This is a genomic window from Massilia endophytica, from assembly GCF_021165955.1.
Classification (GTDB): domain Bacteria; phylum Pseudomonadota; class Gammaproteobacteria; order Burkholderiales; family Burkholderiaceae_D; genus Rugamonas; species Rugamonas endophytica.
This window is the reverse complement of record NZ_CP088952.1, coordinates 912,889-938,851: the sequence shown is the minus strand read 5'-3', so window position 1 is coordinate 938,851 and position 25,963 is coordinate 912,889. Positions and strand designations below refer to the sequence as shown.

Here is a 25,963-nt window from a genome sequence, read left to right as displayed (position 1 = left end):
CTTTACTTCTTCCAGATTGTTAAAGAACGAGTACTACTTTTATCTAAGGTTCGGACCTTACATAAAAGCAGTGGTGGAGGATGACGGGATCGAACCGACGACCCCCTGCTTGCAAAGCAGGTGCTCTCCCAGCTGAGCTAATCCCCCGTATGTACTTGGTGGGTCTGGTTGGGCTCGAACCAACGACCCCCGCGTTATCAACACGGTGCTCTAACCAGCTGAGCTACAGACCCGCGCTCGTTTCTTCTTCTACTAACAGCCGATAAGTGTGAACGTTTGAGTCCGTGCGACTCTAGAAAGGAGGTGATCCAGCCGCACCTTCCGATACGGCTACCTTGTTACGACTTCACCCCAGTCACGAATCCTACCGTGGTAAGCGCCCCCCTTACGGTTAAGCTACCTACTTCTGGTAAAACCCGCTCCCATGGTGTGACGGGCGGTGTGTACAAGACCCGGGAACGTATTCACCGCGACATGCTGATCCGCGATTACTAGCGATTCCAACTTCATGCAGTCGAGTTGCAGACTACAATCCGGACTACGATACACTTTCTGGGATTTGCTCCCCCTCGCGGGTTGGCGGCCCTCTGTATGTACCATTGTATGACGTGTGAAGCCCTACCCATAAGGGCCATGAGGACTTGACGTCATCCCCACCTTCCTCCGGTTTGTCACCGGCAGTCTCATTAGAGTGCCCTTTCGTAGCAACTAATGACAAGGGTTGCGCTCGTTGCGGGACTTAACCCAACATCTCACGACACGAGCTGACGACAGCCATGCAGCACCTGTGTGCAGGTTCTCTTTCGAGCACTCCCAGATCTCTCCAGGATTCCTGCCATGTCAAGGGTAGGTAAGGTTTTTCGCGTTGCATCGAATTAATCCACATCATCCACCGCTTGTGCGGGTCCCCGTCAATTCCTTTGAGTTTTAATCTTGCGACCGTACTCCCCAGGCGGTCTACTTCACGCGTTAGCTGCGTTACCAAGTCAATTAAGACCCGACAACTAGTAGACATCGTTTAGGGCGTGGACTACCAGGGTATCTAATCCTGTTTGCTCCCCACGCTTTCGTGCATGAGCGTCAATCTTAGCCCAGGGGGCTGCCTTCGCCATCGGTGTTCCTCCACATCTCTACGCATTTCACTGCTACACGTGGAATTCTACCCCCCTCTGCCAGATTCCAGCCTTGCAGTCTCCATTGCCATTCCCAGGTTAAGCCCGGGGATTTCACAACAGACTTACAAAACCGCCTGCGCACGCTTTACGCCCAGTAATTCCGATTAACGCTTGCACCCTACGTATTACCGCGGCTGCTGGCACGTAGTTAGCCGGTGCTTATTCTTCAGGTACCGTCATTAGCCGTGGATATTAGCCACAGCCGTTTCTTCCCTGACAAAAGAGCTTTACAACCCGAAGGCCTTCTTCACTCACGCGGCATTGCTGGATCAGGGTTGCCCCCATTGTCCAAAATTCCCCACTGCTGCCTCCCGTAGGAGTCTGGGCCGTGTCTCAGTCCCAGTGTGGCTGGTCGTCCTCTCAGACCAGCTACTGATCGTCGCCTTGGTGAGCCTTTACCTCACCAACTAGCTAATCAGATATCGGCCGCTCCAGGAGCACGAGGCCCGAAGGTCCCCCGCTTTCATCCTTGGATCGTATGCGGTATTAGCGTAACTTTCGCTACGTTATCCCCCACTCTTGGGTACGTTCCGATACATTACTCACCCGTTCGCCACTCGCCGCCAGGCCGAAGCCCGCGCTGCCGTTCGACTTGCATGTGTAAAGCATGCCGCCAGCGTTCAATCTGAGCCAGGATCAAACTCTTCAGTTCAATCTCTGTTTTCGGCATTTCTGCCGGGTCATTCACTCAAAATACTGACATATTTCTTGTGAACGTTTGAAGCTATTATTTGAGCATCGAAGCCTAAGCTCCGTGCACTTCTTCAAACGCCCACACTTATCGACTGTTAATTTTTAAAGATCCTGCTGTGTCTCACGAAGCGTTGTGTTCGTGAAGCAGAGAAACGAGATTATGCCGCCCGCCCAGAGGGGCGTCAAGCCCTTTTTTGCTTTGCCGCTACAGAAAGCGGGGGTAATATCTGGGACATGGACAGAATCGACCGGGACATTATCAAACTGCTCAGCGCCGACGGCCGCATGAGCTACCGCGATGTCGCGGCCAAGGTCTTTCTCAGCCCGAACGCCGTGGCCGATCGGGTGCGCCGCCTGGTCGAGTCCGGAGCCATCAAGGGCTTCAAGGCGCGGATCGATCCCGCCGCCCTCGGCGTCACCCTGCAGGCCCTCGTGGACATCAAACTCAAGCCGGACGTCTCCGCCTTGCAGTTCGAGTCTGCCGTCCGCACCATTCCCGACATCGTGAGCGCCTCCCTCGTGGCAGGCAACTACGATTATTGCCTGCGCGTGGCCTGCGTCAACCAGGACGGCTTCGTCAGGGTGATCGAAGCGCTGCGCTCAACGGGCGGGGTTCAGGATACGCACAGCCGCTTCGTGCTGCGCGAAATCGACCTGCACTAAAAAAATTGCCTGCCAGCAGCTTCTCTGCGCCGGCAGGGCTTAAAACTGTTCACACAACATTGGGACAAGGAAAGAATACGGGCAAGAACGCCGCGTTTGGCAAGCTTGTCGCCAGAATTTTGTGCCCGTTTCAGTACAAAGTGAGGGCTTTCGTCCCGAAGACTGCGCTAATCGCAGTTTGTATCCATTTGTACTGCATTTGTAGCAGTTCAGCTATATGTGCGCGCAGTCGGCGCAGGACGTTTGTGCACGTTTCAGGCATCACTTTGTGCAGACTGTCGCACGCCTCTGGCGCAAGCTCGGTCGGAGACGTACAGTTACGTCAATCTGAATTGCATTATCGAAAGACCTCATGTTTCCGACGCCTAAAATCCAAGAAACGCTGAAGCAGTTGCTGGCCTGGCTGCACAAGGGATTTGACCGCACTGCCGTGTGGGTAACCCAGCTGTCGTGGTGGAAGTTCTTCCTTTTCGCCGCGCTGGCCATGATTGCCGCGTCCATCCTCCAGGATGAGCTGTTCTCGTCCGGCCCGTCGGAAGACATTGTTATCAAGTCGCACAAGCGCCACTCGAATTCCGCCGACACCAACATCGTGATCGACGACAGTGGCATCCACTTCAATCCGCGCGGCAAGGTGCGCAAGGAAAAGGAGCCTGCGCCGCCGGTGGATATGTCCAGCGAACATGGCGATCCCTCCAGCCGCCCCGAAGACGGAGAAACGCCTGCCATCCCCGAGGTTCCGGAGGCCGATGGCGCGCCAGGCGCCGCGCCGGCAGCTCCAGCGGCTCCCGCGGCCCCAGCTGCCCCTGCCGCCCCGGCTGCCCCTGCAGCGCGCCCTGCCCCGCCAGCCCTGCCGGGCGAAGAGGTGCATATCGAACTGCCGCCCCAGATCGGCGAGGAACTGTCCAACGCGCTGGAAGAAGCGGTGGACAACGCGGCTGAAGAGAAGGTTTCCCGTTATCACAAGCAGGCGTCGACCTGGTTTACGAGCTTCGTGACCCTGCTGGTGCTGGCCCTGTTCGGCATGAAGGCCCTGGTGGGCGGCAAGAAGAAGGCGGAGGCGGAAACCCAGTCGGCCAACGCCAACGCCGAGCGCGAGTCCATGCAGCGCCAGCTGAGCGAAGCGAAAATGCAGATGATGCAGGCGCAGGTGGAGCCACATTTCCTGTTCAATACACTGGCCTCCGTCGAGCACCTGATCGAAACCGATCCGCCGCGGGCCTCGGCCATGCAGCGCAGCCTCATCAAATACCTGCGCGCCGTGCTGCCGCAGATGCGCGACAACGCCCTGATCACCAACCTCGGCCGCGAGGCCGACATGGTGGCCGCCTACCTGGCCCTGCTGAAAATGCGCATGGAAGAGCGCCTGACCATCGACTTCGAAATTCCGGATGGCCTGCGCACCGCCGCCTTCCCGCCCATGATGCTGCAGTCCATGGTGGAGAATGCGATCAAACACGGCCTCGAAGGCAAGCCGGAAGGCGGCACGCTGAAGGTACGCGCCGAGGTGGCGCACAGCAAGCTGCGCGTGACCGTCGCCGACGATGGCCTGGGCTTCGGCGCCAAGCCGAGCGACGGCACGGGACTGGGCCTGATGACCATCCGCGAGCGCCTGAAACTGCTGCACGGCGACCAGGGCAAGCTGACGATCGAACCGAACAGCCCAAGCGGCGTGATTGCGATCATCGAAGTGCCCTATCAGCTGTCCACGAATCAGCCCGCATGAAGAGATTGCGCGGAGCGCCGATTCATTGAATAATTGGCTTCTGTTTTTGATACCTGCCGAACCATGCCAACTGCCATTCTTGCTGACGACGAACGATTGATGCGCGACCAGTTGCGCATGCGCCTGGGCCAGGTGTGGCCGGAGCTGGAGATTGTGGGCGAGGCGAAGAATGGCGAGGAGGCCGTTGCGCTGGTCGACGAACTGAAGCCGGACTACACCTTCCTCGACATCCGCATGCCCGGCAAGACCGGCATGGAGGCGGCGGCGGAGATCGGCAACAAGAGCCAGATCGTGTTCGTGACGGCCTACGATGCCTATGCCGTGGAGGCCTTCGAGCGCGGCGCCGTCGACTACGTGCTGAAACCGCCCGAGCAGGAACGCCTGAAGATCACCGTGGACCGCCTCAAGAACCGCGAGAAGGTCCCCGCCGGTGGCGACGTGAACGCGAGCGTGACGGCCATGCTGTCGCAGCTGGCAGAGAAGATCGCGACGCCGAAACCGAAATTCCTGCAATGGATCCAGGCCAGCATCGGCCAGGACCTGCGCATGATTCCGGTGGAGGAAATCCTCTTCTTCCGTTCCGACGAAAAATACACCTGCGTGCAGACCGACAAGTTCGAAGCCCTGATCCGCAAACCCGTGCGCGACCTGGCCGAGGAGCTGGACCCTTCCCTCTTCTGGCAGATTCACCGCGCAACGCTGGTGAACGTGAACGCCATCGAAGGCGTCACGCGCGATATCCGCGGCCGCCACCTGGTGATGATCAAGGGCCGCCCGGACAAGCTGGAAGTTAGCCGCAGCTTCCTGCACCTGTTCAAGCAGATGTAAGCCTCGTGGCGCGCCCTGCGCCACATCAATTCCCTCTTCGCTGGCTGTATTACGGTCGATTCAAGGCCGCCTTGCATGCGGCCGGCGGAGGGTCCCATGCGTCCAAACCGTTTGCTGCTTGGCGCCGTCCTCGTGGCGGCGGTGCGCTGGCTGTCGCGGCGCCAGCCTGTCCTGGTGCGCGCGCGCGGCAGCGGGCGCCGCAACACCGACCACACCCTCGAAAGAATCCGTGAAGAGGAACGCGCCTTCATCGCGCGCGAACTGCACGACGACCTGGGGCAGCTGCTTGGAGCCTTGCGGGTCGACATGACCTTGCTGCTGCAGCGGCATCCGGGCGATGCGGGCGCGCGCGCCCTGCTCGAAGGCATGGACCGCCAGCTCATGTCCGCCATCACTTCGCTGCGGCGCATCGCGGCCAACCTGCGTCCCATGGCGCTGGACGAGGGCGGGCTTTTCTACGCGCTGCAGTCGCTGTGCCGCGATTTCGAGGAACGCTACGGGCTTATCTGCCTGCTCGATGCCAGCGAATCGGACCTTGAATTCGACGAGCAATTGAGCACGGCCGTCTTCCGCATCGTGCAGGAGGCGCTGACCAACACCGTGCGGCATGCCAGGGCGCAGAGCGTGCGCCTGACGCTGCTGCACAGCGACCACTCCTTTGTGATCGTGATCGAGGACGACGGGCGCGGCATCCAGCAGGCGGAGATGGGCAAGACCTCTTCGCTCGGCCTGCTGGGAATGGGGGAGCGCGTGCGCGCCCTGCGCGGCACCCTGGCCGTCACCGGCGGGCCTCAAGGCACCCGCATCGCCGTGCATATCCCGATGAATCCGGCACGGAATGTGACGATGGCGGGGGATTGAGGCTCGGATAAAAAAAATGCCGCCCGGCTTGCGCCGGACGGCACCAAAGTCAGACGCCCTCCAGGCGCCCTCGCATCAGCTGGTGATTAGAACGAGTGGCGAATGCCCAGGTTGAAGGCTTTGTCGCCGCTGCCTGCTTCGTTGTTGTTGCCAACGGTGTAGCCGGCGCCGTTCTTGTTCTTGAGCTTCGCGTAAGCCACATAGGTGGTCGTACGCTTCGACAGGCTGTAGGAATAGCCCAGGGCCCACTGGTTGGCGTCCTGGTTGTTCGCGGTCTTGTCGTTCTTGTTCATGTAGGACGCCATCAGCGTGCCGTTGCCCAGCGGAGCGGTCAGGCCGATCAGGGTGTCGGCCGCGTCGGTCGATGCTTTCGGCGCCACCTTGTAGCCGTAGGCGTTGGCAACAGGGATCGGGGAGCTGTTCAGGCCCTTGTCGCGCTCATAGGCGAAGAAGGCTTTCACGACGCCGAAGTTGTAGTTGGCGGCCAGCAGGGTGTTCTTGCCGTCCTCGCGGTTGGCGGCAGGCGTGGTGCCCGAAGCAACGGTGTCGTTGTTGCGGTTGTTGTAGACCAGGCGGGCGTTCAGGTTGCCCTGGGCGTAGTTGAAGCCCACGGAGAACTGGCGGCCTGCGGTGCTGTCGCCAGCCTGCTCGCCCAGCGCATACAGCACATCGGCCGAGAAGCCTTGTGCCACTGGAGTGCTGTAGACGATGGCGTTGCTGACGCGGGTGTTCACGCCGCCGGTGGGGAACAGGTTCTTGGCATTGCCGGCGTAGCCTGCGCCGAAGGGGTCGCCAACCTGGCTCAGGGCGTTGTACAGCGGGTTGTACTGGCGGCCCAGGGTGATGGTGCCCAGATCCTTGCTCTTCAGGCCGACCAGGGCCTGGCGGTTGAACAGCGCGTTGCTCGTGTTGTCCAGGGAGCCGTCGTCCAGGCGATAGCCCGCTTCCAGGGTGAAGATGGCGGACAGGCCGTTGCCCAGGTCTTCGGTGCCGCGGAAACCGAGGCGCGACTGGCTGCCGATGCCGCTGGTCACCTTGGTCAGGCTGCCTGCGGCGCCGCCGCTTTCACGGACCAGGCCCGCATCCACCACGCCATAAATCGTAACGTTCGATTGCGCTTGTGCCGAGGCGGCGAACGCCCCCATAACCAGTGCTGCCAGAGTAATTTTTTTCACTTGATGATCTCGATTGAAGTTTAAGGACTTAGTGATCGCCTTGGATCTACCGGGGCGTATCTTGCCCGGCAAATACTTCAACAATATGACATCAACAAGTTGTTGTAATTTCGCAGCTTTACTTGAGGCGGCAGCTCAGAAGCCAGTAGTAAGTGGAGCGTTCGATGCGGATCTCGCGCACACCGGCCGCCAGCTTCTTGCGCAGGAAGCTGTCGGTGGGGAAGTTCTTGACGATCTCGAAGCGTTCGCCGCCCGCCGTGTCACGCAGCTGGTAGGTGTTGCCTTCCGCGTCGGTGCGGGCGATGGGCAGGCTGCTGCCGTCCACGTAGCAGTTATCGAGCAGCACCAGCAATATGTCCTTGCCGAGTTTTGCGCGCAGTTGGGCGATGAAGCGCTCCTGTTCCTCGCGCTTGACGTGGGACCACCAGAAGCCCGCGAAGACAGCGGTGTACTCTCCGACTGCGGGCGGCAGGTCGAACGCGTCCGCCTGGGCAAAGGTAACGCCCTGCATCCCGCGCGCCTGGGCCTGCGCCAGCATTTCCGGATTCAGGTCGACGGCGTGGACCGAATCGGCCGTGGCAGCGAAGGCCTCGGTCCAGTAGCCCGTGCCGCAGGCAATCTCCAGGACCTTATGCCCGCGCAACAGCTCCGCCAGGCGGACTTTCAGCGCCGCCAGGTCGGCCTGGCGTTCGGGTTTGAGGTAGACGTTTTCGTAGTTGTCCGCATGGACAGCGTAATACTTTGCCAATGTTTCGTGATTCATGATTTACAGCTCGTAGTGTTCCTGCTCGCCCCGCATGGCCTGCTCGATCAGTTTGCGGTTCAGCGTAGGCGCCAGCAGTTCGATAAAGGTATAGATATAGGAGCGCAGGTAAGCGCCCTGCTTCACGGCCACGCGCGACACGTTCATGCCGAACAGGTGGCCGACGGAAATGGCGCGCAGGTTGCGGTCGCGCTCCTGGTCGAAGGCCATGCCCGCGATGATGCCGATGCCCATGCCCAGCTCCACATAGGTCTTGATCACGTCCGCATCGATGGCCTCGAGCAGCACGTCCGGCTTCAGGCCGCGCAGGGTGAAGGCATGGTCGATCTTGCTGCGGCCCGCGAAGGCGCTGTCATAGGTGATGACAGGATGGGAGGCAATGTCTTCCAGGGTCACGGCCTTCAGCTTCAGCAGCGGATGCTCCGGCGGCACCACCACCACGTGCTCCCACTGGTAGCAGGGCAGCGTGATCAGCCCGTCCACCCCGGCGATGGATTCGGTGGCGATGGCCAGGTCGGCCTGGTCGCGCTGGACCATCTCGGCGATCTGGCGGGGGTTTCCTTGCAATAAGGACAAGCGCACCTTGGGGAACTTCTGCATGAAGGCCTGCACCACCTTGGGGAGCGTATAGCGGGCCTGCGTGTGGGTGGTGGCGATGGTGAAGCTGCCGCTGTCCTGGGCGGCGTATTCCTTGCCGATCCGCTTCAGGCTGTCGATCTCCTGCATGATCAGTTCCACCGACTCCAGCACCAGCCGCCCCGGCTCGGTCAGGCCCCGGATGCGCTTGCCATGCCGGGTAAAGATATCCACGCCCAGCTCCTCTTCGAGCTCGATGATGGCCTTGGATACCCCCGGCTGGGAGGTAAACAGCGCCTTGGCGGCGTCCGTCAGGTTGTAGTTCTGGCGTACGGCTTCCCGTACAAATCGCAGTTGATGAAGGTTCATTGCTGTCCCGTTGGCTTCCCCAGGCCGTATTTTACGCTGTTGCTTATGCCCTATCCGTATATAAGCAAATAAAGACTAAGTCGTTTGGAATAAAGCTTGAGTTTATTACTATTGAATCTACTTTGGGGAGCCTTTTGGGACTAGAAGCATGTATCAATACGATCAATACGACCATCTCATCGTGCAGGAACGCATCGCGCAATACCGCGACCAGGTGCGCCGCCGCCTTGCCGGTGAGCTGACGGAAGAGGAATTCCTGCCGCTGCGCCTGCAGAACGGCCTCTACATGCAGCGCCACGCCTACATGCTGCGCATTGCGGTGCCGTACGGCCTGCTCTCGTCGAAGCAGATGCGCATGTTCGCGCACATTGCCCGCAAGTACGACCGCGGCTACGGCCACTTCACCACGCGCCAGAACATCCAGTTCAACTGGATCGAGCTGGAGCAGACGCCGGACATCCTGGCCGACCTGGCCTCGGTGGAGATGCACGCCAACCAGACTTCGGGCAACTGCATCCGCAACGTGACCTCGGACGAGTACGCCGGTGTGGCGGCGGACGAGATCATCGATCCGCGCCCTTATGCGGAAGTGCTGCGCCAGTGGTCCACCTTCCATCCCGAATTCCTGGCCCTGCCCCGCAAGTTCAAGGTGGCCATCAACGGCGCACTCGAAGACCGCGCGGCCATCGCCGTGCACGACATCGGCCTGACGGTGGTGAAGAACGAAGCAGGCGAGATCGGCTTCAAGGTCATGGTGGGGGGCGGCATGGGCCGTACCCCCATCCTGGGCAGCGTGATCCGCGAGTTCCTGCCGCGCGAGCACCTGCTCACGTACACGGAAGCGATCATGCGCGTGTATAACCAGTACGGCCGCCGCGACAACAAGTACAAGGCCCGCATCAAGATCCTGCTGAAAGCGCTGGGCGTGGAGGAATTCGCGCGCCAGGTGGAAGAGGAATGGGCGGACCTGAAGGGTACGGAACAGACCCTGACGCTGGAAGAGATGGAGCGCCTGGTCGCCTACTTCCAGCCGCACGCCTACGAAACCCTGCCGAATATCGATGTGGCCGCAGCCCATGCGGACAACAGGGCCTTCGCCAACTGGCTGAAGCGCAATGTGAAACCGCACAAGGTGCCGGGCTATGCGGCCGTGGTGCTGTCGCTGAAGAAGACCGGCGTGCCGCCTGGCGACGCCACCGCGCAGCAGATGGATTTCATGGCCGACCTGGCGGACCGCTACAGCTTCAGCGAACTGCGCGTGACGCACGAACAGAACATCGTGCTGGCGGACGTGGAGCAGTCGAAGCTCTTCGCGCTGTGGACCGAGATCAAGGCGCAAGGCCTGGCCACGCCGAATATCGGCCTGCTGACCGACATCATCTGCTGCCCCGGCGGCGATTTCTGCTCGCTGGCCAATGCCAAGTCGATCCCGATTGCGGCCGCGATTGCGGAGCGCTTCGACCACATCGACTACCTGCACGATATCGGCGATATCGAACTGAATATCTCTGGCTGCATCAACGCCTGCGGCCACCACCACGTGGGCAGCATCGGCGTGCTGGGCGTCGACAAGGACGGCAGCGAGTGGTACCAGGTGTCGATCGGCGGCTCGCAGGGCAACAACTCTGCCATCGGCAAGATCATCGGCCCCTCCTTCTCGGCGCAGCAGATGCCGGAAGTGATCGGCCGCCTGCTGCAGGTGTATGTGCGCGAGCGTACGCCGGACGAACGCTTCGTGGACACCGCGCAGCGCCTGGGCATCGGCCCATTCAAGGACTTTGTATATGCAACGCCGATCGCCGAAGCCGGCCGTCTGGTGGGAGAAGACGAATATGCCTGATCAGATCATCAAGGGCCGCAGCATCGTAAGGAACGAATGGCAGCTGCTGCGCCTGGCCGAGGGCCAGGAAGCGGCAAGCGCGGAAGTCCCGGCTGGGAAAGTGATCGTGCCGCTGGCCGTGTGGGAGGCACAGCGCGAAACCCTCGCTGTACGCGGCGATATCGGCGTGTGGCTGGCTTCCGACCAGCGCCCCGAAGTGCTGAAGGAAGACCTGCAGCGCTTCCCCGTGATTGCCGTGGACTTCCCCAAGTTCACGGACGGCCGCGGCTACTCCATCGCCTTCAACCTGCGCATGCGGCTCGGCTACAAGGGCGAGCTGCGCGCCATCGGCGATGTGCTGCGCGACCAGCTGTTCCAGATGCAGCGCGTGGGTTTCGACGCCTACGATACGCGGCCGGACCGCAGCATCGAGGACGCACTGAAAGGCCTGACCGTCTTCTCCGAAACCTATCAGGCATCGGTGGACAACCGCATTCCCCTGTTCCGCCGCCATCAGCGCGGCACGCCAGCGGAACACAACGACGCCGGCGCGGGGATCTGAATGAGCGGCCTGGATACTCTCGTTGCGGACACGAAGGCGACGCTGTCACGGGTGGCGCAGGAGTTCTCGCCCGCAGTTTTCGCCTCCAGCCTGGCCGCCGAAGACATGGTGCTGACGGACCTGATCCTGAAGGCACAGCTCCCCATCGGCATTTTCTCCCTCGAGACCGGCCGCCTGCACAAGGAAACGCTGGCGATGCTGGACCGCGTGAAGGAGCACTACGGCTACGAGATCGCGGTGTACCGCCCGCAGCAGGACGCGGTGGACGGCTACATCGCCCAGCATGGCGTGAACGGCTTCTACGACAGCATCGACCTGCGCAAGGAATGCTGCCGCATCCGCAAGGTCGAGCCCCTGGGCCGCGCACTGGCAGGCAAGAAGGCCTGGGTGACAGGACAGCGCCGCGCACAGTCCACCACGCGCTCCGAACTGGCCGTTCAGGAGGAGGACGCGGCGCACGGCATGGTGAAGTTCAACCCCCTGGCCGACTGGTCGGAACAGGATGTGTGGGACTACCTGCGCGCCAACGGCGTGCCCTACAACGCGCTGCACGACCAGGGCTACCCGTCCATCGGCTGCGAACCCTGCACTCGCGCCATCCAGCCGGGGGAGGACGTGCGCGCCGGCCGCTGGTGGTGGGAGAACCCGGACTCCAAGGAATGCGGCCTGCATTTCGTGGAGGGCAAACTGATTCGCATTAAATCCGTGGCGGCGTAAGCGCCACTTCAGGAAAACAAACATGAGTGTACTGGCAGAAAACGTGAACGCGCGCCACCTGGACGCGCTGGAATCCGAAGCGATCCACATCCTGCGCGAAGTGGCGGCGGAGTGCAGCAACCCTGCCCTGCTGTTCTCGGGCGGGAAGGATTCGGTGGTGCTGCTGCGCCTTGCCGAGAAGGCTTTCCGTCCCGGCAAATTCCCCTTCCCGCTGGTGCATATCGACACGGGCCACAACTTCCCCGAGGTGATCGAGTTCCGCGACCGCCGCGTGGCGGAACTGGGCGAACGCCTGATCGTGGGCTCCGTCGAGGACTCGATCAGGAAGGGTACGGTGCGCCTGCGCAATCCGCAGACCGATTCGCGTAACGCGGCGCAGGCGGTGACGCTGCTGGAAACCATCGCGGAGCACGGCTTCGACGCCTGCATCGGCGGGGCCCGCCGCGACGAGGAAAAGGCGCGCGCCAAGGAGCGCATCTTCTCCTTCCGCGACGAATTCGGCCAGTGGGATCCGAAGGCGCAGCGCCCGGAGCTGTGGGACCTGTATAACACCCGCGTGCATCCCGGCGAGAACATGCGCGTGTTCCCGATCTCGAACTGGACGGAGCTGGACGTGTGGCAGTACATCGCCCGCGAAAAGCTGGCCCTGCCCTCGATCTATTTCGCGCATGAGCGCCAGGTCATTCCGCGCAACGGCCTGCTGGTGCCGCTGACGGACCTGACCCCGGCCCGCGATGGCGAGACCGTGGAGACACAAGTGGTACGATTCCGTACTGTTGGCGATATTTCCTGCACCTGCCCCGTGTCATCCGATGCGGCGGACGTGGATGCGATCATCGCTGAAACGGCCGTCACCCAGATCACCGAACGCGGCGCTACCCGGATGGACGACCAGACCTCCGAAGCCTCGATGGAAAAACGCAAAAAAGCAGGTTATTTCTGATGAACGCAATGAACGAAAATCTCTCTGCCCACAGCCTGCTGCGCTTTATCACCGCCGGCTCGGTGGACGATGGCAAGAGCACCCTGATCGGCCGCCTGCTGTACGACAGCAAGGGCATCTTCGCCGACCAGCTGGCCGCCGTGTCGCGCGCCAAGCACAAACGCACCGTGGGCGACACCATCGACCTCTCCCTGCTGACGGACGGCCTGGAAGCGGAACGCGAACAGGGCATCACCATCGACGTGGCCTACCGCTACTTCGCCACGCCCAAGCGCAAGTTCATCATCGCCGACACGCCGGGCCATGAGCAGTACACCCGCAACATGGTCACCGGCGCTTCAACGGCGGATGCGGTGATCATCCTGATCGACGTATCGAAGGTGAAGCTGCGCGAGGATGGCGGCGTGGACCTGCTGATCCAGACCAAGCGCCACTCCACCATCGCCCACCTGCTGCAGATCGAGCACGTGGTCGTCGCCGTCAACAAGATGGACCTCGTGAACTACGATCAGGACGTTTACGAGCGCATCGTGAAGGCCTACAAGGAGTTCGCGCAGACCTTGGGCCTGAAGGACATCACCCCGATTCCGCTCTCCGCCCTCACAGGCGACAACGTGGTGGAGCCAAGCGGAAAAATGGACTGGTACAAGGGCCCGACCCTGATCGAACTGCTCGAGTCGCTGTCGGTCTACGACGAGTCGCACAACGCGCCCTTCCGCTTCCCCGTGCAGCTGGTGGCGCGCCACAATGGCCACGAAGCCAACGACTTCCGCGGCTACATGGGCCGCATCGAATCCGGCAAGGTGTCCGTGGGCGACACGCTGGTGGTGCAGCCTTCCGGCCAGAGCGCGACGGTCAAGGATATCCAGACTTTCGACGGCTCACTGCAGACGGCCATTGCGGGCCAATCCGTCACGCTGCTGCTGAACGAATACGTGGATGTGTCGCGCGGCGACCTGCTGGCTTCCAGCGAACAGCCTGCCGCCCTGCTCAAGCAGGTGAGCGCGGACGTGTGCTGGCTCTCCGAGGAGCCGCTGGACATGCGCCGCAAGTACTGGATCAAGCACGGCACGAAGCAGACCGCCGCCAAAGTGGCGAAGATCGAGTCCCTGCTCGACATCAACACCCAGCAGCGCCATGAGGCGGATGCGCTCAAGCTGAACGACGTGGCGCGCATCGCGTTGACGGTGCAGCAGCCCCTGGCGGCCGACGCCTACGCGGATATCCGCGCGACCGGCGCCTTCATCCTGATCGACGAGGTCACGCACCAGACTGTGGCGGCAGGCATGATCCGCCTCGGCGCATAAGATGCGGGCCTACGGCAAGGTATGGCTGGTGGGCGCCGGACCGGGCGCCCAGGACCTCATCACCCTGCGCGGCGCGCGCATTCTCGGCGAGGCCGAGGTGGTGCTGTACGACGCTCTGGTGACCGACGAGATGCTGGAGCTGTGCGCGGGCGCCGTGAAGATCAATGTCGGCAAGCGCTGCGGCCAGCGCTCCGCCGCCCAGGAATTCATCAACCAGCAACTGGTCGAATGCGCGGAGAAGTACCAGCGCGTGGTGCGCCTCAAGGGCGGCGACCCTATGCTGTTCGGCCGTGCCGACGAGGAGCTCACAGCCCTGGAAGCGCACGGCATCGAAGTGGAGGTGGTGCCCGGCATTACCACCGCCCTCGCTGCCGCCGCCGCCGCCAAGCAGCCGCTGACCAAGCGCGGCGTGGCCCGCAGTGTCGCCTTCTTCACCTCCAGCACTGCGCCCGGCCATCCGGACGAGGTGGCGATTCCCTCCACCGATACCTTGGTGCAGTACATGGGCGGGCGTGAAGCCATCGCCACCGCCCAGCGCCTGCTGGCCCAGGGCCGAAGCCCCGATACGCCGGTGCTCGTGATGGCGAATGTGAGCCGTCCGGACCAGCGCATCGAACGCATCAGCCTCGCCACGCTGGCACACGGCCTGGATACTGCCCAGGGCCCCGTGCTGGTAATGCTGGGCGAGGCGATGAAAGCCCGCGACATCCCTTAAGCGCCTGTGGCATCATCGGATCTCCGCAGGGAGGTGCAAGTGAACGTCCCGGTTACTCATCTGATCGTCGATTGCGACGGTGTGCTGATCGACAGCGAAACCGTCGCGCTGGGGGCGCTCGTGCATATGCTGCTGCCCCACGTGCCGGACCGCGAGAAGCTCATCACCCTGATCCGTCCCCGCCTCGGCCTCAAACTGGAAGCCGTGCTGCTGGGCCTCTGCAGCGAATGCCACCTCCCTCCCCCGTCCATTGCCGAGCTGGCGCATATGCGCTCCCATGTCGAGCAGGAATGCGACGCGCGTGCCGAAGCCGTGCCCGGCGTGGCCGACGCTCTTGAGGCGATACCCCAGCGCAAGGCCGTGGCCAGCAACAGCAGGCTGCCGCGCGTGCTGGCCGCCCTGGAACGCACCGGCCTGGCGCCCCTGTTCGAGAGCGTGCACACGGCCGATATCGTGGGCCGCCCCAAGCCCGATCCCGCCGTCTACCTCTCGGCCGCGCTGAGTTTCGCTGTCGATCCCGCCCAGTGCCTGGCGGTGGAGGACAGCGTCACCGGCGTGAACGCCGCGCGCGCCGCCGGCATGCGCGTGCTGGGCTTTGCCGGAGCGGGCCATGCGGGTCGCGGCCAGGGCGCCCAGCTCGCCGCCGCGGGCGCCATGGCGAGCTTTTCGGACATGGCGGAACTGCCAGGCCTGGTGGCGGAACTGGCCGTCTAGCTTAGAATATCGGCTTTGCAATAGCTGGAGGCAGCATGGGTCAGGCCCACGACGTATTGGAACGCGCACGCAAGGCGCGCGAGGAAAACCGCTTCGAAGACGCGCTGCGCGACCATCTCTGGTTCCACGAAAACGCCTTGCTGGTGGAACCGGCCATGGCGGGGGTGCGCCTTTCCTTCGCCCTGCGCGACTGGATCTATCTCGGCGAGCAGTTCCCGCTCGCCCGCCGCGCCCTGCAGGGCCTGCGCGACCGCGACACGGCGCGCATGCTGGCAGGCGCCGCCAGCCTCCAGCTCTTCCGCGACATCAGCGCCATCAACAGCGCCCTGGGCGACGAGCGGGCCACGCAGGAACTGTTCGCCCAGCTCGACATCCAGATGCCGGAACTCGCGCAGCAGTGCGCCGAGCTGGCCCTGCCCGCGCTGGTGGCCACCGAGGATTTCGCGCTCGCCCGCCGCTTCCTGGCCAAACCGCAGGAGCGGGTGACCCGGCTCGCCGAAGGCCTGAACGCCTACACGCGCGAACTGGCGCGCAGCGGCAGCACCAGCTCCGCGCCAACGCTGCTGGCCTATGTGCTGAACTATACGAAGGAAGTGCGCCTGATTCTGGAAGTGCTGCGCCGCCAGGGTGACGACGAGGAAGCGGCAGCGGTATCGGCCGCCGCGCTGGACCAGCTGGAATCGCCCGCCCTGCGCGACGCCGTGCAGCGCGAATTCGATACCCCGGGGTCCACCATCGCCGCCATGGTGCGGCATGCCCGCGAAGGCGAAGGTCAGCCCGCGGCGGACACGCAGTAGTCCGTCATGGCGCGCAGCACGTCCGGCGCTTCGCCGACGGCGCCCACGGTGTCGATGCGCAGCGCGGGATAAGCGGCGCGCAGCTCCTCCAGCATCTTGGGCAGGTCGCGCAGCACGTGGCCTCCCTGGCCCAGGAATACGGGCACCACGGTGATGTGCTCCGTGCCCGATGCGGCCAGCGCCGCCACCTGCTCGGGCAGGCGGGGCGACATCAATTCAAGAAACGCCAGCGATACATCCACTTCCGGCAGGCGCGCGCGCGTCATGTCGCGCAGGCGCTCGAAAGGCTCGGCCCAGCTGGCCGCACGGGCGCCATGCGCGAACAGGATCAGTGCGCGCCGGCCCATTTCAGTGCCTCTCCACCCACCACAGGGCCCCGATGGCCAACGCGAGGAAGATCAGGCTGGGCATGATGGCCGTCAGCGCCGCTGGCCAGGTCGACAGCACGCCGATATGCGAGAACAGGGTGTTCACGAGCAGGAAGCTGATGCCGATCATGATGCCGATGAAGATCTTCAGGCTCACGCCGCCGCTGCGCGTGTGCAGATAGGCGAAAGGCAGGGCGAGCGCCATCAGCACGAAGACGGCCAAGGGATCGAAGAGCTTCTTCCAGAAGGCCACCTTGAAGCGTTCCGTGCCCTGCTTGTTCTCGGCCAGGTGGCGCGTATACACGGCCAGTTCGTTGGCGGACATGCTTTCCGGGTCCGAGGCTGACACGGAGAGGATCTTGGGCGTGATCTCCGACACCAGGTCCTTGCTCTGGTGCTTGCGCGTTTCGATCAGGCTCGTCTCCTGGCCGAAGTTGTTGGCGGCCGTCGCCTCCGCGCCCGGCTTGAGCAGGGCGGGATTGCTGAAGATGTTCTCCGTGACCTCGTTCAGGCGCCACAGGTTGTTGCCCTGGAAGGATGCAGTCTTCGCTTCGGTAAGGGAGCGCAGGCGGAAGCTGCTGTCGAACTCATAGAGCTTCACCCCCACCAGCTGGCCGTCCGGCCGTACTTCGCGCGCATTGAAAAAGCGCGAGCCGATCACCTGGCCGCTCATGCCCTCGCTCTTGATGACGTCCTTGGTCCAGACCCCGGAACGGAATTCGGCCGAGATGGTGGCGCCGCGGCCCGTCAGGCGGATTTTCTCGGCCAGGGGGGCCGTGCGCGGCGCAATCAGCTCGCCGAAGATAAAGGTGACGACGACAAGCACCACGCCTATCCTGAACAGCATGGCCCCGGCCATGCGGGTGGACATGCTGGAGGCGCGCATGATGGTGAACTCCGACGTGGATGCAAACTGCGCCATCGTATAGATGGTGCCGATCAGCGCCGCCACCGGCATCACCTCGTACACATGGCCCGGCACCATGACCACCACATACAGCAGCGCGTGCTGGATGCCGTAGCCGTTCTTGCCTACGGTGGGCAGTTCGCCTGTCAGGTCCATGAAGGCCAGCAGGCCGAGGAAGGCCAGCATCACGAAGGCCACCGCCTGCAGGATGGAGACCGCGAAATAACGCTGGAGGATCCTCATGCCTGCACCTTGCCGCGCTTGAAGGACGCCATCAGGCGGCGGGGATGCAGGCGGTGGTTCACGTTCAGCCTCCAGGCAAAGAGCACCAGCACGGCCAGCAGCGCCGCCAGGTGCAGCGGCCACCAGGCGGAGCCGAAAGCGAACTTGCCCTGCTTGACGCTGGCCTCCACCACCTTCACCGTATTGTTATAGGCGAAGAAGATCAGGAGCGCGATGATCAGGTTGGTGGAACTGCCCGCGCGGGGATTCACGAAGCCGAGCGGAATCGCCAGCAGCATCAGAATCAGGCAGGTGATGGGCAGCGATATGCGCCACAGCAGTTCGGCGCGCGCCACATTGGTGGGCGTCTTCAACAGCTCCGCCGTGGACATGGACGGCGCATCGAGCTCGCTGCCCAGTTCCTGGACCTGGGCCGCAACGCGCATGCTGTAGGTCTCGAACTCCATGGTCTGGAAGTCGGCCTGTCCCGGCGTGCCCTGGTAGCGGCGGCCGTTCTTCAGTACGAGGAAGCGGTCGCCGCTCGGCAGCGCATTGATGACGCCTTCCTTGGCCACGATGACGGAGGTGCCCCGCTCATTGACCTCGTTGACGAATACATTCTGTACCGATGCCGTTTCGCCCGACGTTCCCTCCACGAAGAAGATGCGGTTGCTGGAGGCCGATTCCTTGAACTGGCCGGGCGACACTTTCTGCAGGTCCTCGCGCTTGGCGAAGCGCTCCACGTACTCGGTGCTCTTCTGCTTTCCCCACGGCGTGGCGTAGAAAGCCAGCATGGCCGTGAGCAGGATGATGGGCGCGCCGAAACTCAGCACGGGACGCACCCATTTCGTGAGGCTCTGGCCGGAGGCGAACCACACCACCATCTCCGAATCCTTGTAGGTGCGCGTCACCACCATGAGCACAGAAATAAAGCTGGTGAGGATCAGCACAGTTGGCAGATAATTCAGGGCTGCGAATGCAATCAGCGCGACCACATCGCTGGAATCGACCTTGCCGCCTGCGGCCTGTCCCAGAATGCGGATGAGGGCCCAGGTCAGGATGATGGTGAACAGTACCGTGAAGGTAGCCCCTGCGGAGCTGGTCAGCTCCCGTCTCAGGGCGCGTTGGAAAATCATTCGACGTTTATAATTCGAGAATAATTAGTTACAGGCGTGAAAACAGCACGCACACCTACGGAGAATCAAATGGACTTTAGCATAAAAGCATTCGACGCAAAAAACGCCATCGCCTCGGCCAAGACCGGCTGCGTCGCCGTCGCTGTCTTCGAAAACAAGAAGCTGTCCCAGGCCGCCAAGGCCCTGGACACGAACGGCGACATCACTGCCGCGCTGAAGTCCGGCGACATTACCGGCAAGGCCGGCAGCACCCTGCTGCTGCGCGGCCTGAAAGGCGTGAGCGCCGAGCGCGTGCTGCTGGTGGGCCTGGGCAATGACGAGTCGGTGACCGAGAAGAGCTTCAGCTCCGGCGTGCAGGCGGCCATCAAGGCCCTGTCCACCCTTGGCGCGGCGGACGCTATTATCGCATTGCCCATGACGGAAGTGAAAGACCGCGACGTGAGCTGGGCTATCCGCCTGGTGGTGCAGGCCGGCCGCGAAGCCGTCTACCGCAGCGACGCGCAGAAATCGAAGAAGGACCCGGCCTACGCGGGCGTGAAGAAGCTGGCCCTGGCCGTGCCGAACACCGCCGCCACCAAGCAGGCCCTGGCCCAGGCTATCGCCATCGCCAACGGCATGCAGCTGACCAAGGACCTGGGCAACCTGTCCGCCAACGTCTGCACCCCCACCTACCTGGCCGATACCGCGAAGAAGCTGGGCAAGGATTACAAGTTCGCCGTGGAAGTGCTGGACCGCAAACAGCTCGAAGCGCTGAAGATGGGCTCCTTCCTCTCCGTGACCAACGGCTCCGAGCAGCCGCCGAAGTTCATCGTGATGAAGCACATGGGCGGCAAGCCGAAGGACGCTCCCGTGGTGCTGGTCGGTAAGGGCATCACCTTCGACACGGGCGGCATTTCGCTGAAGCCCGGCGCCGGCATGGACGAGATGAAATACGATATGTGCGGCGCCGGTTCGGTGCTGGGCACCTTCCGCGCCATCGGCGAAATGAACCTGAAGCTGAACGTGATCGGCATCGTGGCGGCCTGCGAGAACATGCCCTCCGGCCGCGCCACCAAGCCGGGCGACATCGTGACCTCGATGAACGGCCTGACCATCGAAGTGCTGAACACCGACGCGGAAGGCCGCCTGATCCTGTGCGACGCCCTCACCTACGCCGAGCGCTTCAATCCGGCCGCCGTGATCGACGTGGCGACCCTGACCGGCGCCTGCATCGTGGCCCTGGGCCACCACAACAGCGGCCTGTTCACGCGCGACGACGACAAGCACAACGCCCTGGCCCAGGAACTGCTGGATGCGGGCAAGGCGGCGGGCGATACCGCCTGGCGCCTGCCGATCGGTGAGCTTTACAACGAGCAGCTCAAGTCCAATTTCGCGGACCTGGCCAATATCGGCTCGCCGGGCGGCGCCTCCTGCACGGCAGCGGCCTTCCTGGAAAACTTCACGCGCAAATACACCTGGGCCCACGTGGATATCGCGGGCACGGCGTGGAAATCGGGTGGTGCGAAAGGCGCGACCGGCCGTCCGGTGCCGATGCTGAGCAACTTCCTGATCAAACGGGCCGCGTAGGCCGGGCCGCTTAAGGCGCTTAGTAGACGGCGCTGCCTGCGGGCGGCGCCATTCTTGCGTCGCCGCGTTCGCCGCGGCGCAGGATGACCGTGAGCGTGGCCGGGTAATCGAAGCCCGCGCCCGTCTGGCGGTCCACCACCTGGCCGGCGCCTGCCGTCAGGAGGATATTCCCCCACTTCGAGCTGTTCTGCTTCGGATCGATACGGTCGACGGTCCAGGCATCGCCGCTGCGGCAGTCGACCACCAGGGGCGCCGCGCTCTTGCGGATCTGCACCCGGCCCGGCGACGTGACAAACCAGCGCCCCACATCATTGGACAGCACGCAGCCCACGCCCGCCACCTGCTGGTGGTCGAGCACCGTCTGCACCATCACGTATTGATCGACCGGCTCGGTCATGGTCGCGCAGCCAGCCAGCGCCGACGCCGCCAGAACGGCGGTCGGCAGGCCGGTGCGCACCCGGAGGGTGGCGCCGGCCAGAGCGGAGGGCCAGCGTCGCATGCAGTCCTAGTCGGCTGACTGTGACTGCTGCTTCTGCTTCAGACCCTGGATGACATTCATGATGTCTTCCATGCCCTTATTACCCTGCAAGCCAGAGAACGCATCGAGCACCTCGTTCAGCACCTGGGTGCGAACGGTGGCCTCGTCGGCCCCAATGGTGGCCGGGCGCTGGACCGCGCTCTTGGCGGCGGTGCGGCGCGCTGGCGTCTTGCCATGCTCCAGCGCCGCTTGCCAGATGACCCAGCGGCGTTGCGTTTCGTAGACCAGATACTCGTCTGGTTTGTCTTCGCGGCGGCGTACGATGTGACCGTCACGCGCAGCCCATGCTTCAAATGCAGTTCGCATTGTCGTCCTTTTTACCAGATGCTTAGCACGTTATACCTGTTTTATTTCCCAATAGTACCACTTATTAACGCAAAACAACATGCTATGGAGAAATTTTTTCTGACAGCAACAATCCAGTGTTGCAACAAACCAACCGGATCGGAGCGTCCATGCCGGACAGCGGTAAGTATATTACGTTTTGGGGCCGCCTGAATGGATTTTAGTACTATTTTGATAACTGGGAGGCGCGAACAGCAATCATTTTTTCGCGCGTCCCTATTTTGCCGCATAAATAAGCCTTGCTGCTCTTGTTGCCGAACAAATAAAGTAACTCTTTGCAATATTTTGTCCTTGAATTGTAATCCAAAGCAATTTCCTGACCGCGCACGCTTGAGGTAAGATGCGGCCTTCACGAGAGGATGCGAAATGAAGATTGCCACTTGGAATGTTAATTCCCTGAATGTCCGCCTGCCCCATCTGTTAAATTGGCTGCAGGAAAATCCCGTGGATATTCTCTGCATCCAGGAAACGAAGCTCACGGACGATAAATTCCCCCGCGCGGAAATCGAGGCGGCCGGTTACCAGGTCGAATTCAGCGGCCAGAAAACCTATAACGGAGTGGCCATCCTGTCCCGGCTGCCGATGAGCGAGGTGGTGCGCAACAACCCGAAGTATCCGGACGAGCAGCAGCGCATCCTGGCCGCCACCATCGGCGGCATGCGCATCGTGTGCGCCTATGTGCCCAACGGCCAGGCGGTGGATTCGGACAAGTATGTCTACAAGCTGGGCTGGATGCAGTCGCTGCGCGACTGGCTGGCCGAGGAGCTGGCGCACAATCCCCAGCTGGCAGTGCTGGGCGACTACAACGTGGCGCCGGAAGACCGCGACGTGCACGACCCGGCCGCCTGGGAAGGCGAGGTGCATGTGTCGCCCAGGGAGCGCGCGGCGCTGCAGGAGATCATGGCCGTGGGACTGGTGGATTCCTACCGCCTCTTCGAACAGCCGGAAAAGACCTTCAGCTGGTGGGACTACCGGATGCTGCGCTTCCAGAAGAACCAGGGCCTGCGCATCGACCATATCCTGCTGTCCGCCCCGCTGGCCGCGCGCTGCACGGAATGCCGCATCGACCGCGCGCCGCGCAAGTGGAAGCAGCCTTCCGATCACGCGCCCGTGATCGCCACGCTTTCCTAGGCTGCCGCAATCCTCTGCAACATGTTCTGCGCGTTCGCGCAGGGAACAGGCTGGGAGAAGAGGTAGCCCTGTGCGTACTGGCAGCCCTGGCGCTGCAGCAGGTCGAAGTGCCCTTCCGTTTCCACGCCTTCGGCCACCACGGAGAGCTGCATGCTGTCCGAGAGCGCAATGATGGCGGCCACGATGGCGCGGTCTTCCGCGCTGTGTTCCAGGTCCTTCACGAAGGCGCGGTCGATCTTGATCTTCTTCACCGGGAAGCGCTTCAGGTAAGCCAGGCTTGAATAGCCGGTGCCGAAATCGTCGATGGACAGGCGGATGCCCATGTCGTTGATCTGGTCAAGCACGGCGAGCGTGTGCTCCCCGTGCTGCATCAGCGCCGTTTCCGTGATCTCGAATTCGATCATCGAGGGGTCGATACCCGTTTCGTCCAGAATGCGGCGGATCGCGTCCACCAGGCCGCGGTGCATGAACTGGCGCGGCGAAAGGTTCACTGCCAGCGGCACCGGCTCGAGCCCTTCGCGCAGCCACTGCACGCTCTGTTCGCAGGCGCGGCGTATCACCCATTCCCCGATCGGCACGATCAGGCCGTTCTCCTCGATCAGGGAGATGAACTGGTCCGGCATCACAAGGCCGTGGCCGGGACGGCGCCAGCGCAGCAGCACTTCCAGCGTGTGCAGGCGGCGCGTGCCGATATCCATGATGGGCTGGAAGTGCAGCTCGAATTCGCCGCTGGCGAGCGCGCCGCGCAGGCTGTTCTCCAGCTCGAAGTGGTGGGCCGCCGTCAGGTTCATCTTCTGCGTGAAGAACTGGTAGTTGTTGCGGCCCGCCGCCTTGGCGTGGTACATGGCCGCGTCGGCGTGGCGCATCAGGGTTTCCACGTCCTGGCCGTCGTCCGGATAGACGCAGATGCCGATGGAGGGCGTGACGTGCAGCCTGTGCTCCTCCAGGTCGATGGGCGCGGACAGGATCTCGATGATCTTCTCCGCCACCTGCACCGCCTCTTCGGACTTGTGCATTCCCGGCAGCAGCACCACGAATTCGTCGCCGCCCAGGCGGGCCACGGTGTCGCTGGCGCGCACGGCGCGGCACAGGCGCCCGGCCACTTCTTTAAGCAGCAGGTCGCCCGTCAGGTGGCCCAGGGAGTCGTTGATGGTCTTGAAGCGGTCCAGGTCCAGGAACATCACGGCCAGCTTGCGGTCCGAGCGCTGGGCCGACAGCATGGCGCGGTCCAGGCGGTCCGCCAGCAGGGCGCGGTTGGGCAGGCCGGTGAGGCTGTCGTGGTAGGCCATGTGGTGCACGCGGGCCTCGGCCTGGCGCCGCTCCACGATCTCGCCCTGCAGCATGGCGTTGGCGCCCGCCAGTTCGGCGGTGCGTTCCAGCACCCGCACTTCCAGATCGTCGCGTGCGCGGCGGATGGCGTCGGCCGCTTCGCGGCGCGCCGTCACGTCGTCCACCAGCCAGACGGAGCGGCCCTTCGGTTTGCTCAGGTCGAAGGGGCGGCCGGAGATGCGGCCCCAGAAGCGCGTGCCATCCTTGCGAACCAGCTCCAGCTCCTGCGAGCTCACGCGGCCCGCGCTGAAGTCGGCGGCCGTCTCCCTGCGCGCCTGGTCCCATGCCTCGCGGTCCGGATAGAAGGCCTGCACGCTGAGGTTCGCCATCTCGCCCGGCGCATAGCCGAACAGCTCTTCCATCTTGGCGTTGTTGCGCAGGTTGCGGCCGTTCTCGCACACGGAGATGCCGAGCACCGCGCTTTGCAGGATGGCCTCGTTCTCCAGCAGGGCATTGCGCAGCGATTCCTCGGCGGCCTTGTGCTCGGTGCGGTCCTCCGCGATCCAGATCGTGCCCTGGGATGGATCGTCGGGATTGACCACGTAGGCGATCAGCTGGGCCCAGAAGGTGGTGTTGTCCTTGCGGCGCATCTCCACTTCCGTCTGGAAGGGCTTTGCCACGCTGAGGAAGGGCGTGGCCAGCGCGCCCAGCCTGTCGTAGGCTTCCTGCGAGGGATAGAGCGAAACGCCCGGCATGCCAAGGCCCTCGTCGCCGTCGTAGCGGAACATCTCGGCGAAGCCCTTGTTGTAGCGGGTGATGACGCGGTTCTTGGTGAAGAGGATACTGATCGAGGCGTTGGTCATGATGGCCTCGACCTCGAGCTGCGTCTGGCGCGACTGCGTCACGTCTTCCAGAATCCAGATGGTGCCGCCGTCATTGTGCTCGTGGTCCACCGCCTTGGCGCGCACGCGGCACCAGAACAGGGCGCCGTCCTTGCGCCGGAACTGGAACTCCTTTTTCTCGAAAGGCCTGCCGGTGCTGAGGAAGGGGCCGGCCTCCTTGCCGAATTCCGCGTACACTTCCTGCGAAGTGAATACCTCGCTGGCATGGCGGCCCATCATCTCTTCCGGCGTGTAGCCGAACATCTCGGCCATGCGCGGATTGCAGCGCATGAGCACCTGGTTCTTGGTGAACAGGATGCCGACGGAGGCATTGTCCAGGATCGCCTTCTGCTCCAGCACCAGCTGGCGCGTGGCTTCAGTGGCGGCGCGCTGCTCGCTGATGTCCTCCACGATCCACACCATGCCCTCGTCCATGTCGGCGGGGTCGATGGCGCGGCCATGGGCACGGCACCAGAACAGCTGGCCGTTGTGGCGGCGCAGCGGCACTTCCACCGTCAGCGAGCGGCCCTTCGCCAGTTCCGGCACATACTGCTCGCGCAGCCGTTCGAACTCCGCGCGGGAGGGATAGATGATGTCGCTGCCCGAGCCTTCCAGTTCATGCCGCTCGTAGCCGAACATTTCGGCGGCACGCATATTCACTTCCTGGATCACGTCGGCCTTGCTGAAGATGATGCCGACCGCCGCGTTCTCGAGAATTGCCTGCTGCTCCAGCATGGCCTTGCGCAGGGCGCGCTGGTCGCGCTGCACGGTGCTCACATCGTCGAAGAGGATAGTGGCGCCGCTGCAGCCCGGCAGGGGCTTGACCGTGAGCTGCACGGAGATGAAGCGGCCGCTGGCCGACAGCAGGCAGCTGTCCCAGGACGATTTGCGCTCGCCCGCGGCCAGCGCCTCGCCCATCGCCAGCCGGTTTTCGGCCCGCACGTGGCGCGCGAGCAGCTCCTCCACATGGCGCCCCGCAGGATCGTATTCGAGCAGGAGATCCAGTTCCGGATTCGACGCCAGCACAATCCCTTCCGCATCGCAGGCGCAGGCCGGCATGCCGATCAATTGCAGGGCATCCGCAACGAAATCCGGATTGGTCAGCACAGGCGTCATGAAGGAAGGTGGTGTAATTTGTTACGGATCATAAACCAGGACGGTTGCCGTAGCTACAAGTAAAAGACAAAGCCCGGACAA

Annotated in this window: 23 protein-coding genes, 2 tRNA genes and 1 rRNA gene; 14 read left to right on the top strand and 12 right to left on the bottom strand. The window is 63.0% G+C overall.

Annotation, left to right across the window (positions count from 1 at the left end):
• Positions 1-71 precede the first annotated feature (71 nt).
• The 3 genes from LSQ66_RS04320 to LSQ66_RS04310 form a co-directional block, all read right to left on the bottom strand.
• Positions 72-147: transfer RNA gene (locus LSQ66_RS04320), tRNA-Ala, on the bottom strand.
• A 9-nt stretch (positions 148-156) separates the two neighbouring features.
• Positions 157-233 (bottom strand) — tRNA-Ile (locus LSQ66_RS04315).
• 63 nt (positions 234-296) lie between these two features.
• Positions 297-1,827, bottom strand: a 16S ribosomal RNA gene (locus LSQ66_RS04310).
• A 275-nt stretch (positions 1,828-2,102) separates the two neighbouring features.
• Between LSQ66_RS04310 and LSQ66_RS04305 the strand changes: the two genes are divergently transcribed.
• From LSQ66_RS04305 to LSQ66_RS04290, 4 genes are all read left to right on the top strand, one after another.
• Positions 2,103-2,531: an Lrp/AsnC family transcriptional regulator gene (locus LSQ66_RS04305; RefSeq protein WP_231768580.1), complete on the top strand. Its 429-nt coding sequence runs from the start codon at positions 2,103-2,105 to the stop codon at positions 2,529-2,531.
• 352 nt (positions 2,532-2,883) lie between these two features.
• Entirely contained in the window at positions 2,884-4,257 is a 1,374-nt protein-coding gene (locus LSQ66_RS04300; protein ID WP_231768579.1) for a sensor histidine kinase, read from the top strand.
• Positions 4,258-4,320: 63 nt separating this feature from the next.
• The gene (locus LSQ66_RS04295; protein ID WP_231768578.1) at positions 4,321-5,085 is read left to right on the top strand and encodes a LytR/AlgR family response regulator transcription factor; all 765 of its coding nucleotides are present in this window, start codon (positions 4,321-4,323) and stop codon (positions 5,083-5,085) included.
• Between the two features lie 96 nt (positions 5,086-5,181).
• Positions 5,182-5,946 carry a sensor histidine kinase gene (locus LSQ66_RS04290; RefSeq protein ID WP_231768577.1) on the top strand — a complete coding sequence of 255 codons (765 nt, stop codon included), beginning with the start codon at positions 5,182-5,184 and terminating at the stop codon, positions 5,944-5,946.
• 86 nt (positions 5,947-6,032) lie between these two features.
• On the opposite strand, the gene LSQ66_RS04285 is transcribed toward LSQ66_RS04290, so the two are convergent.
• The 3 genes from LSQ66_RS04285 to LSQ66_RS04275 form a co-directional block, all read right to left on the bottom strand.
• On the bottom strand, positions 6,033-7,121 hold the full coding sequence (locus tag LSQ66_RS04285) for a porin (RefSeq protein ID WP_231768576.1): 1,089 nt from the start codon (positions 7,119-7,121) through the stop codon (positions 6,033-6,035).
• Between the two features lie 118 nt (positions 7,122-7,239).
• Positions 7,240-7,884, bottom strand: a complete 645-nt coding sequence (locus tag LSQ66_RS04280) for a class I SAM-dependent methyltransferase (protein ID WP_231768575.1) — start codon at positions 7,882-7,884, stop codon at positions 7,240-7,242.
• A gap of 3 nt (positions 7,885-7,887) precedes the next feature.
• Positions 7,888-8,829 (bottom strand): CysB family HTH-type transcriptional regulator, encoded by a 942-nt coding sequence (locus tag LSQ66_RS04275; protein ID WP_231768574.1) that lies wholly within the window; start codon positions 8,827-8,829, stop codon positions 7,888-7,890.
• Positions 8,830-8,977: 148 nt separating this feature from the next.
• On the opposite strand from LSQ66_RS04275, the gene LSQ66_RS04270 reads away from it, so the two are divergent.
• From LSQ66_RS04270 to LSQ66_RS04235, 8 genes are read left to right on the top strand one after another with little or no spacing between them, the layout of a single operon-like run.
• Complete coding sequence (locus tag LSQ66_RS04270) at positions 8,978-10,669, top strand: nitrite/sulfite reductase (RefSeq protein ID WP_231768573.1); 1,692 nt, start codon at positions 8,978-8,980, stop codon at positions 10,667-10,669.
• On the top strand, positions 10,662-11,210 hold the full coding sequence (locus LSQ66_RS04265) for a DUF934 domain-containing protein (RefSeq protein ID WP_231768572.1): 549 nt from the start codon (positions 10,662-10,664) through the stop codon (positions 11,208-11,210). The genes LSQ66_RS04270 and LSQ66_RS04265 overlap by 8 nt, the downstream gene beginning before the upstream one ends.
• Entirely contained in the window at positions 11,211-11,927 is a 717-nt protein-coding gene (locus LSQ66_RS04260) for a phosphoadenylyl-sulfate reductase (RefSeq protein ID WP_231768571.1), read from the top strand.
• A gap of 22 nt (positions 11,928-11,949) precedes the next feature.
• Positions 11,950-12,870: a sulfate adenylyltransferase subunit CysD gene (gene cysD, locus LSQ66_RS04255; RefSeq protein ID WP_231768570.1), complete on the top strand. Its 921-nt coding sequence runs from the start codon at positions 11,950-11,952 to the stop codon at positions 12,868-12,870.
• Positions 12,870-14,177: a sulfate adenylyltransferase subunit 1 gene (locus LSQ66_RS04250; protein ID WP_231768569.1), complete on the top strand. Its 1,308-nt coding sequence runs from the start codon at positions 12,870-12,872 to the stop codon at positions 14,175-14,177. Before cysD ends, LSQ66_RS04250 begins: the two co-directional genes overlap by 1 nt.
• A 1-nt stretch (position 14,178) precedes the next feature.
• On the top strand, positions 14,179-14,892 hold the full coding sequence (cobA, locus tag LSQ66_RS04245) for a uroporphyrinogen-III C-methyltransferase (protein WP_231768568.1): 714 nt from the start codon (positions 14,179-14,181) through the stop codon (positions 14,890-14,892).
• A gap of 39 nt (positions 14,893-14,931) precedes the next feature.
• Positions 14,932-15,606 carry an HAD family hydrolase gene (locus LSQ66_RS04240; RefSeq protein WP_231768567.1) on the top strand — a complete coding sequence of 225 codons (675 nt, stop codon included), beginning with the start codon at positions 14,932-14,934 and terminating at the stop codon, positions 15,604-15,606.
• Between the two features lie 35 nt (positions 15,607-15,641).
• Positions 15,642-16,403, top strand: coding sequence for a hypothetical protein (locus LSQ66_RS04235; RefSeq protein WP_231768566.1), 762 nt, complete (start codon positions 15,642-15,644; stop codon positions 16,401-16,403).
• On the opposite strand, the gene LSQ66_RS04230 is transcribed toward LSQ66_RS04235, so the two are convergent.
• Genes LSQ66_RS04230 through lptF form a run of 3 tightly spaced genes read right to left on the bottom strand, consistent with a single transcriptional unit; the run spans position 16,379 to position 19,036 of the window.
• The gene (locus LSQ66_RS04230; protein WP_231768565.1) at positions 16,379-16,750 is read right to left on the bottom strand and encodes a sirohydrochlorin chelatase; all 372 of its coding nucleotides are present in this window, start codon (positions 16,748-16,750) and stop codon (positions 16,379-16,381) included. The genes LSQ66_RS04235 and LSQ66_RS04230 overlap by 25 nt on opposite strands.
• A gap of 1 nt (position 16,751) precedes the next feature.
• Positions 16,752-17,921: an LPS export ABC transporter permease LptG gene (gene lptG / locus LSQ66_RS04225; protein ID WP_231768564.1), complete on the bottom strand. Its 1,170-nt coding sequence runs from the start codon at positions 17,919-17,921 to the stop codon at positions 16,752-16,754.
• Entirely contained in the window at positions 17,918-19,036 is a 1,119-nt protein-coding gene (gene lptF, locus LSQ66_RS04220; protein WP_231768563.1) for an LPS export ABC transporter permease LptF, read from the bottom strand. Before lptF ends, lptG begins: the two co-directional genes overlap by 4 nt.
• A gap of 69 nt (positions 19,037-19,105) precedes the next feature.
• Between lptF and LSQ66_RS04215 the strand changes: the two genes are divergently transcribed.
• Positions 19,106-20,602, top strand: a complete 1,497-nt coding sequence (locus tag LSQ66_RS04215; RefSeq protein ID WP_231768562.1) for a leucyl aminopeptidase — start codon at positions 19,106-19,108, stop codon at positions 20,600-20,602.
• A gap of 19 nt (positions 20,603-20,621) precedes the next feature.
• Here the strand turns inward: LSQ66_RS04215 and LSQ66_RS04210 are convergent, their stop codons facing one another.
• Both LSQ66_RS04210 and LSQ66_RS04205 read right to left on the bottom strand, forming a co-directional pair.
• A complete protein-coding gene (locus LSQ66_RS04210; RefSeq protein ID WP_231768561.1) occupies positions 20,622-21,101 on the bottom strand; it encodes a hypothetical protein in 480 nt (159 codons plus the stop codon).
• A 6-nt stretch (positions 21,102-21,107) separates the two neighbouring features.
• Complete coding sequence (locus tag LSQ66_RS04205; RefSeq protein WP_231768560.1) at positions 21,108-21,446, bottom strand: hypothetical protein; 339 nt, start codon at positions 21,444-21,446, stop codon at positions 21,108-21,110.
• A gap of 405 nt (positions 21,447-21,851) precedes the next feature.
• Between LSQ66_RS04205 and LSQ66_RS04200 the strand changes: the two genes are divergently transcribed.
• Entirely contained in the window at positions 21,852-22,616 is a 765-nt protein-coding gene (locus tag LSQ66_RS04200; protein WP_231768559.1) for an exodeoxyribonuclease III, read from the top strand.
• Here LSQ66_RS04200 and LSQ66_RS04195 read toward each other — a convergent pair.
• Positions 22,613-25,882 carry a bifunctional diguanylate cyclase/phosphodiesterase gene (locus LSQ66_RS04195; protein ID WP_231768558.1) on the bottom strand — a complete coding sequence of 1,090 codons (3,270 nt, stop codon included), beginning with the start codon at positions 25,880-25,882 and terminating at the stop codon, positions 22,613-22,615. The two genes, LSQ66_RS04200 and LSQ66_RS04195, sit on opposite strands and share 4 nt — an antisense overlap.
• Positions 25,883-25,963 lie beyond the last annotated feature (81 nt).

Coding starts and splice junctions, on each gene's coding strand:
- LSQ66_RS04305 (WP_231768580.1), top strand. CDS start 2,103: ATGGACAGAATCGACCGGGACATTATCAAACTGCTCAGCGCCGACGGC.
- LSQ66_RS04300 (WP_231768579.1), top strand. CDS start 2,884: ATGTTTCCGACGCCTAAAATCCAAGAAACGCTGAAGCAGTTGCTGGCC.
- LSQ66_RS04295 (WP_231768578.1), top strand. CDS start 4,321: ATGCCAACTGCCATTCTTGCTGACGACGAACGATTGATGCGCGACCAG.
- LSQ66_RS04290 (WP_231768577.1), top strand. CDS start 5,182: ATGCGTCCAAACCGTTTGCTGCTTGGCGCCGTCCTCGTGGCGGCGGTG.
- LSQ66_RS04280 (WP_231768575.1), bottom strand. CDS start 7,884: ATGAATCACGAAACATTGGCAAAGTATTACGCTGTCCATGCGGACAAC.
- LSQ66_RS04275 (WP_231768574.1), bottom strand. CDS start 8,829: ATGAACCTTCATCAACTGCGATTTGTACGGGAAGCCGTACGCCAGAAC.
- LSQ66_RS04270 (WP_231768573.1), top strand. CDS start 8,978: ATGTATCAATACGATCAATACGACCATCTCATCGTGCAGGAACGCATC.
- LSQ66_RS04265 (WP_231768572.1), top strand. CDS start 10,662: ATGCCTGATCAGATCATCAAGGGCCGCAGCATCGTAAGGAACGAATGG.
- LSQ66_RS04260 (WP_231768571.1), top strand. CDS start 11,211: ATGAGCGGCCTGGATACTCTCGTTGCGGACACGAAGGCGACGCTGTCA.
- cysD (WP_231768570.1), top strand. CDS start 11,950: ATGAGTGTACTGGCAGAAAACGTGAACGCGCGCCACCTGGACGCGCTG.
- LSQ66_RS04250 (WP_231768569.1), top strand. CDS start 12,870: ATGAACGCAATGAACGAAAATCTCTCTGCCCACAGCCTGCTGCGCTTT.
- cobA (WP_231768568.1), top strand. CDS start 14,179: ATGCGGGCCTACGGCAAGGTATGGCTGGTGGGCGCCGGACCGGGCGCC.
- LSQ66_RS04235 (WP_231768566.1), top strand. CDS start 15,642: ATGGGTCAGGCCCACGACGTATTGGAACGCGCACGCAAGGCGCGCGAG.
- LSQ66_RS04230 (WP_231768565.1), bottom strand. CDS start 16,750: ATGGGCCGGCGCGCACTGATCCTGTTCGCGCATGGCGCCCGTGCGGCC.
- lptG (WP_231768564.1), bottom strand. CDS start 17,921: ATGAGGATCCTCCAGCGTTATTTCGCGGTCTCCATCCTGCAGGCGGTG.
- lptF (WP_231768563.1), bottom strand. CDS start 19,036: ATGATTTTCCAACGCGCCCTGAGACGGGAGCTGACCAGCTCCGCAGGG.
- LSQ66_RS04215 (WP_231768562.1), top strand. CDS start 19,106: ATGGACTTTAGCATAAAAGCATTCGACGCAAAAAACGCCATCGCCTCG.
- LSQ66_RS04210 (WP_231768561.1), bottom strand. CDS start 21,101: ATGCGACGCTGGCCCTCCGCTCTGGCCGGCGCCACCCTCCGGGTGCGC.
- LSQ66_RS04205 (WP_231768560.1), bottom strand. CDS start 21,446: ATGCGAACTGCATTTGAAGCATGGGCTGCGCGTGACGGTCACATCGTA.
- LSQ66_RS04200 (WP_231768559.1), top strand. CDS start 21,852: ATGAAGATTGCCACTTGGAATGTTAATTCCCTGAATGTCCGCCTGCCC.
- LSQ66_RS04195 (WP_231768558.1), bottom strand. CDS start 25,882: ATGACGCCTGTGCTGACCAATCCGGATTTCGTTGCGGATGCCCTGCAA.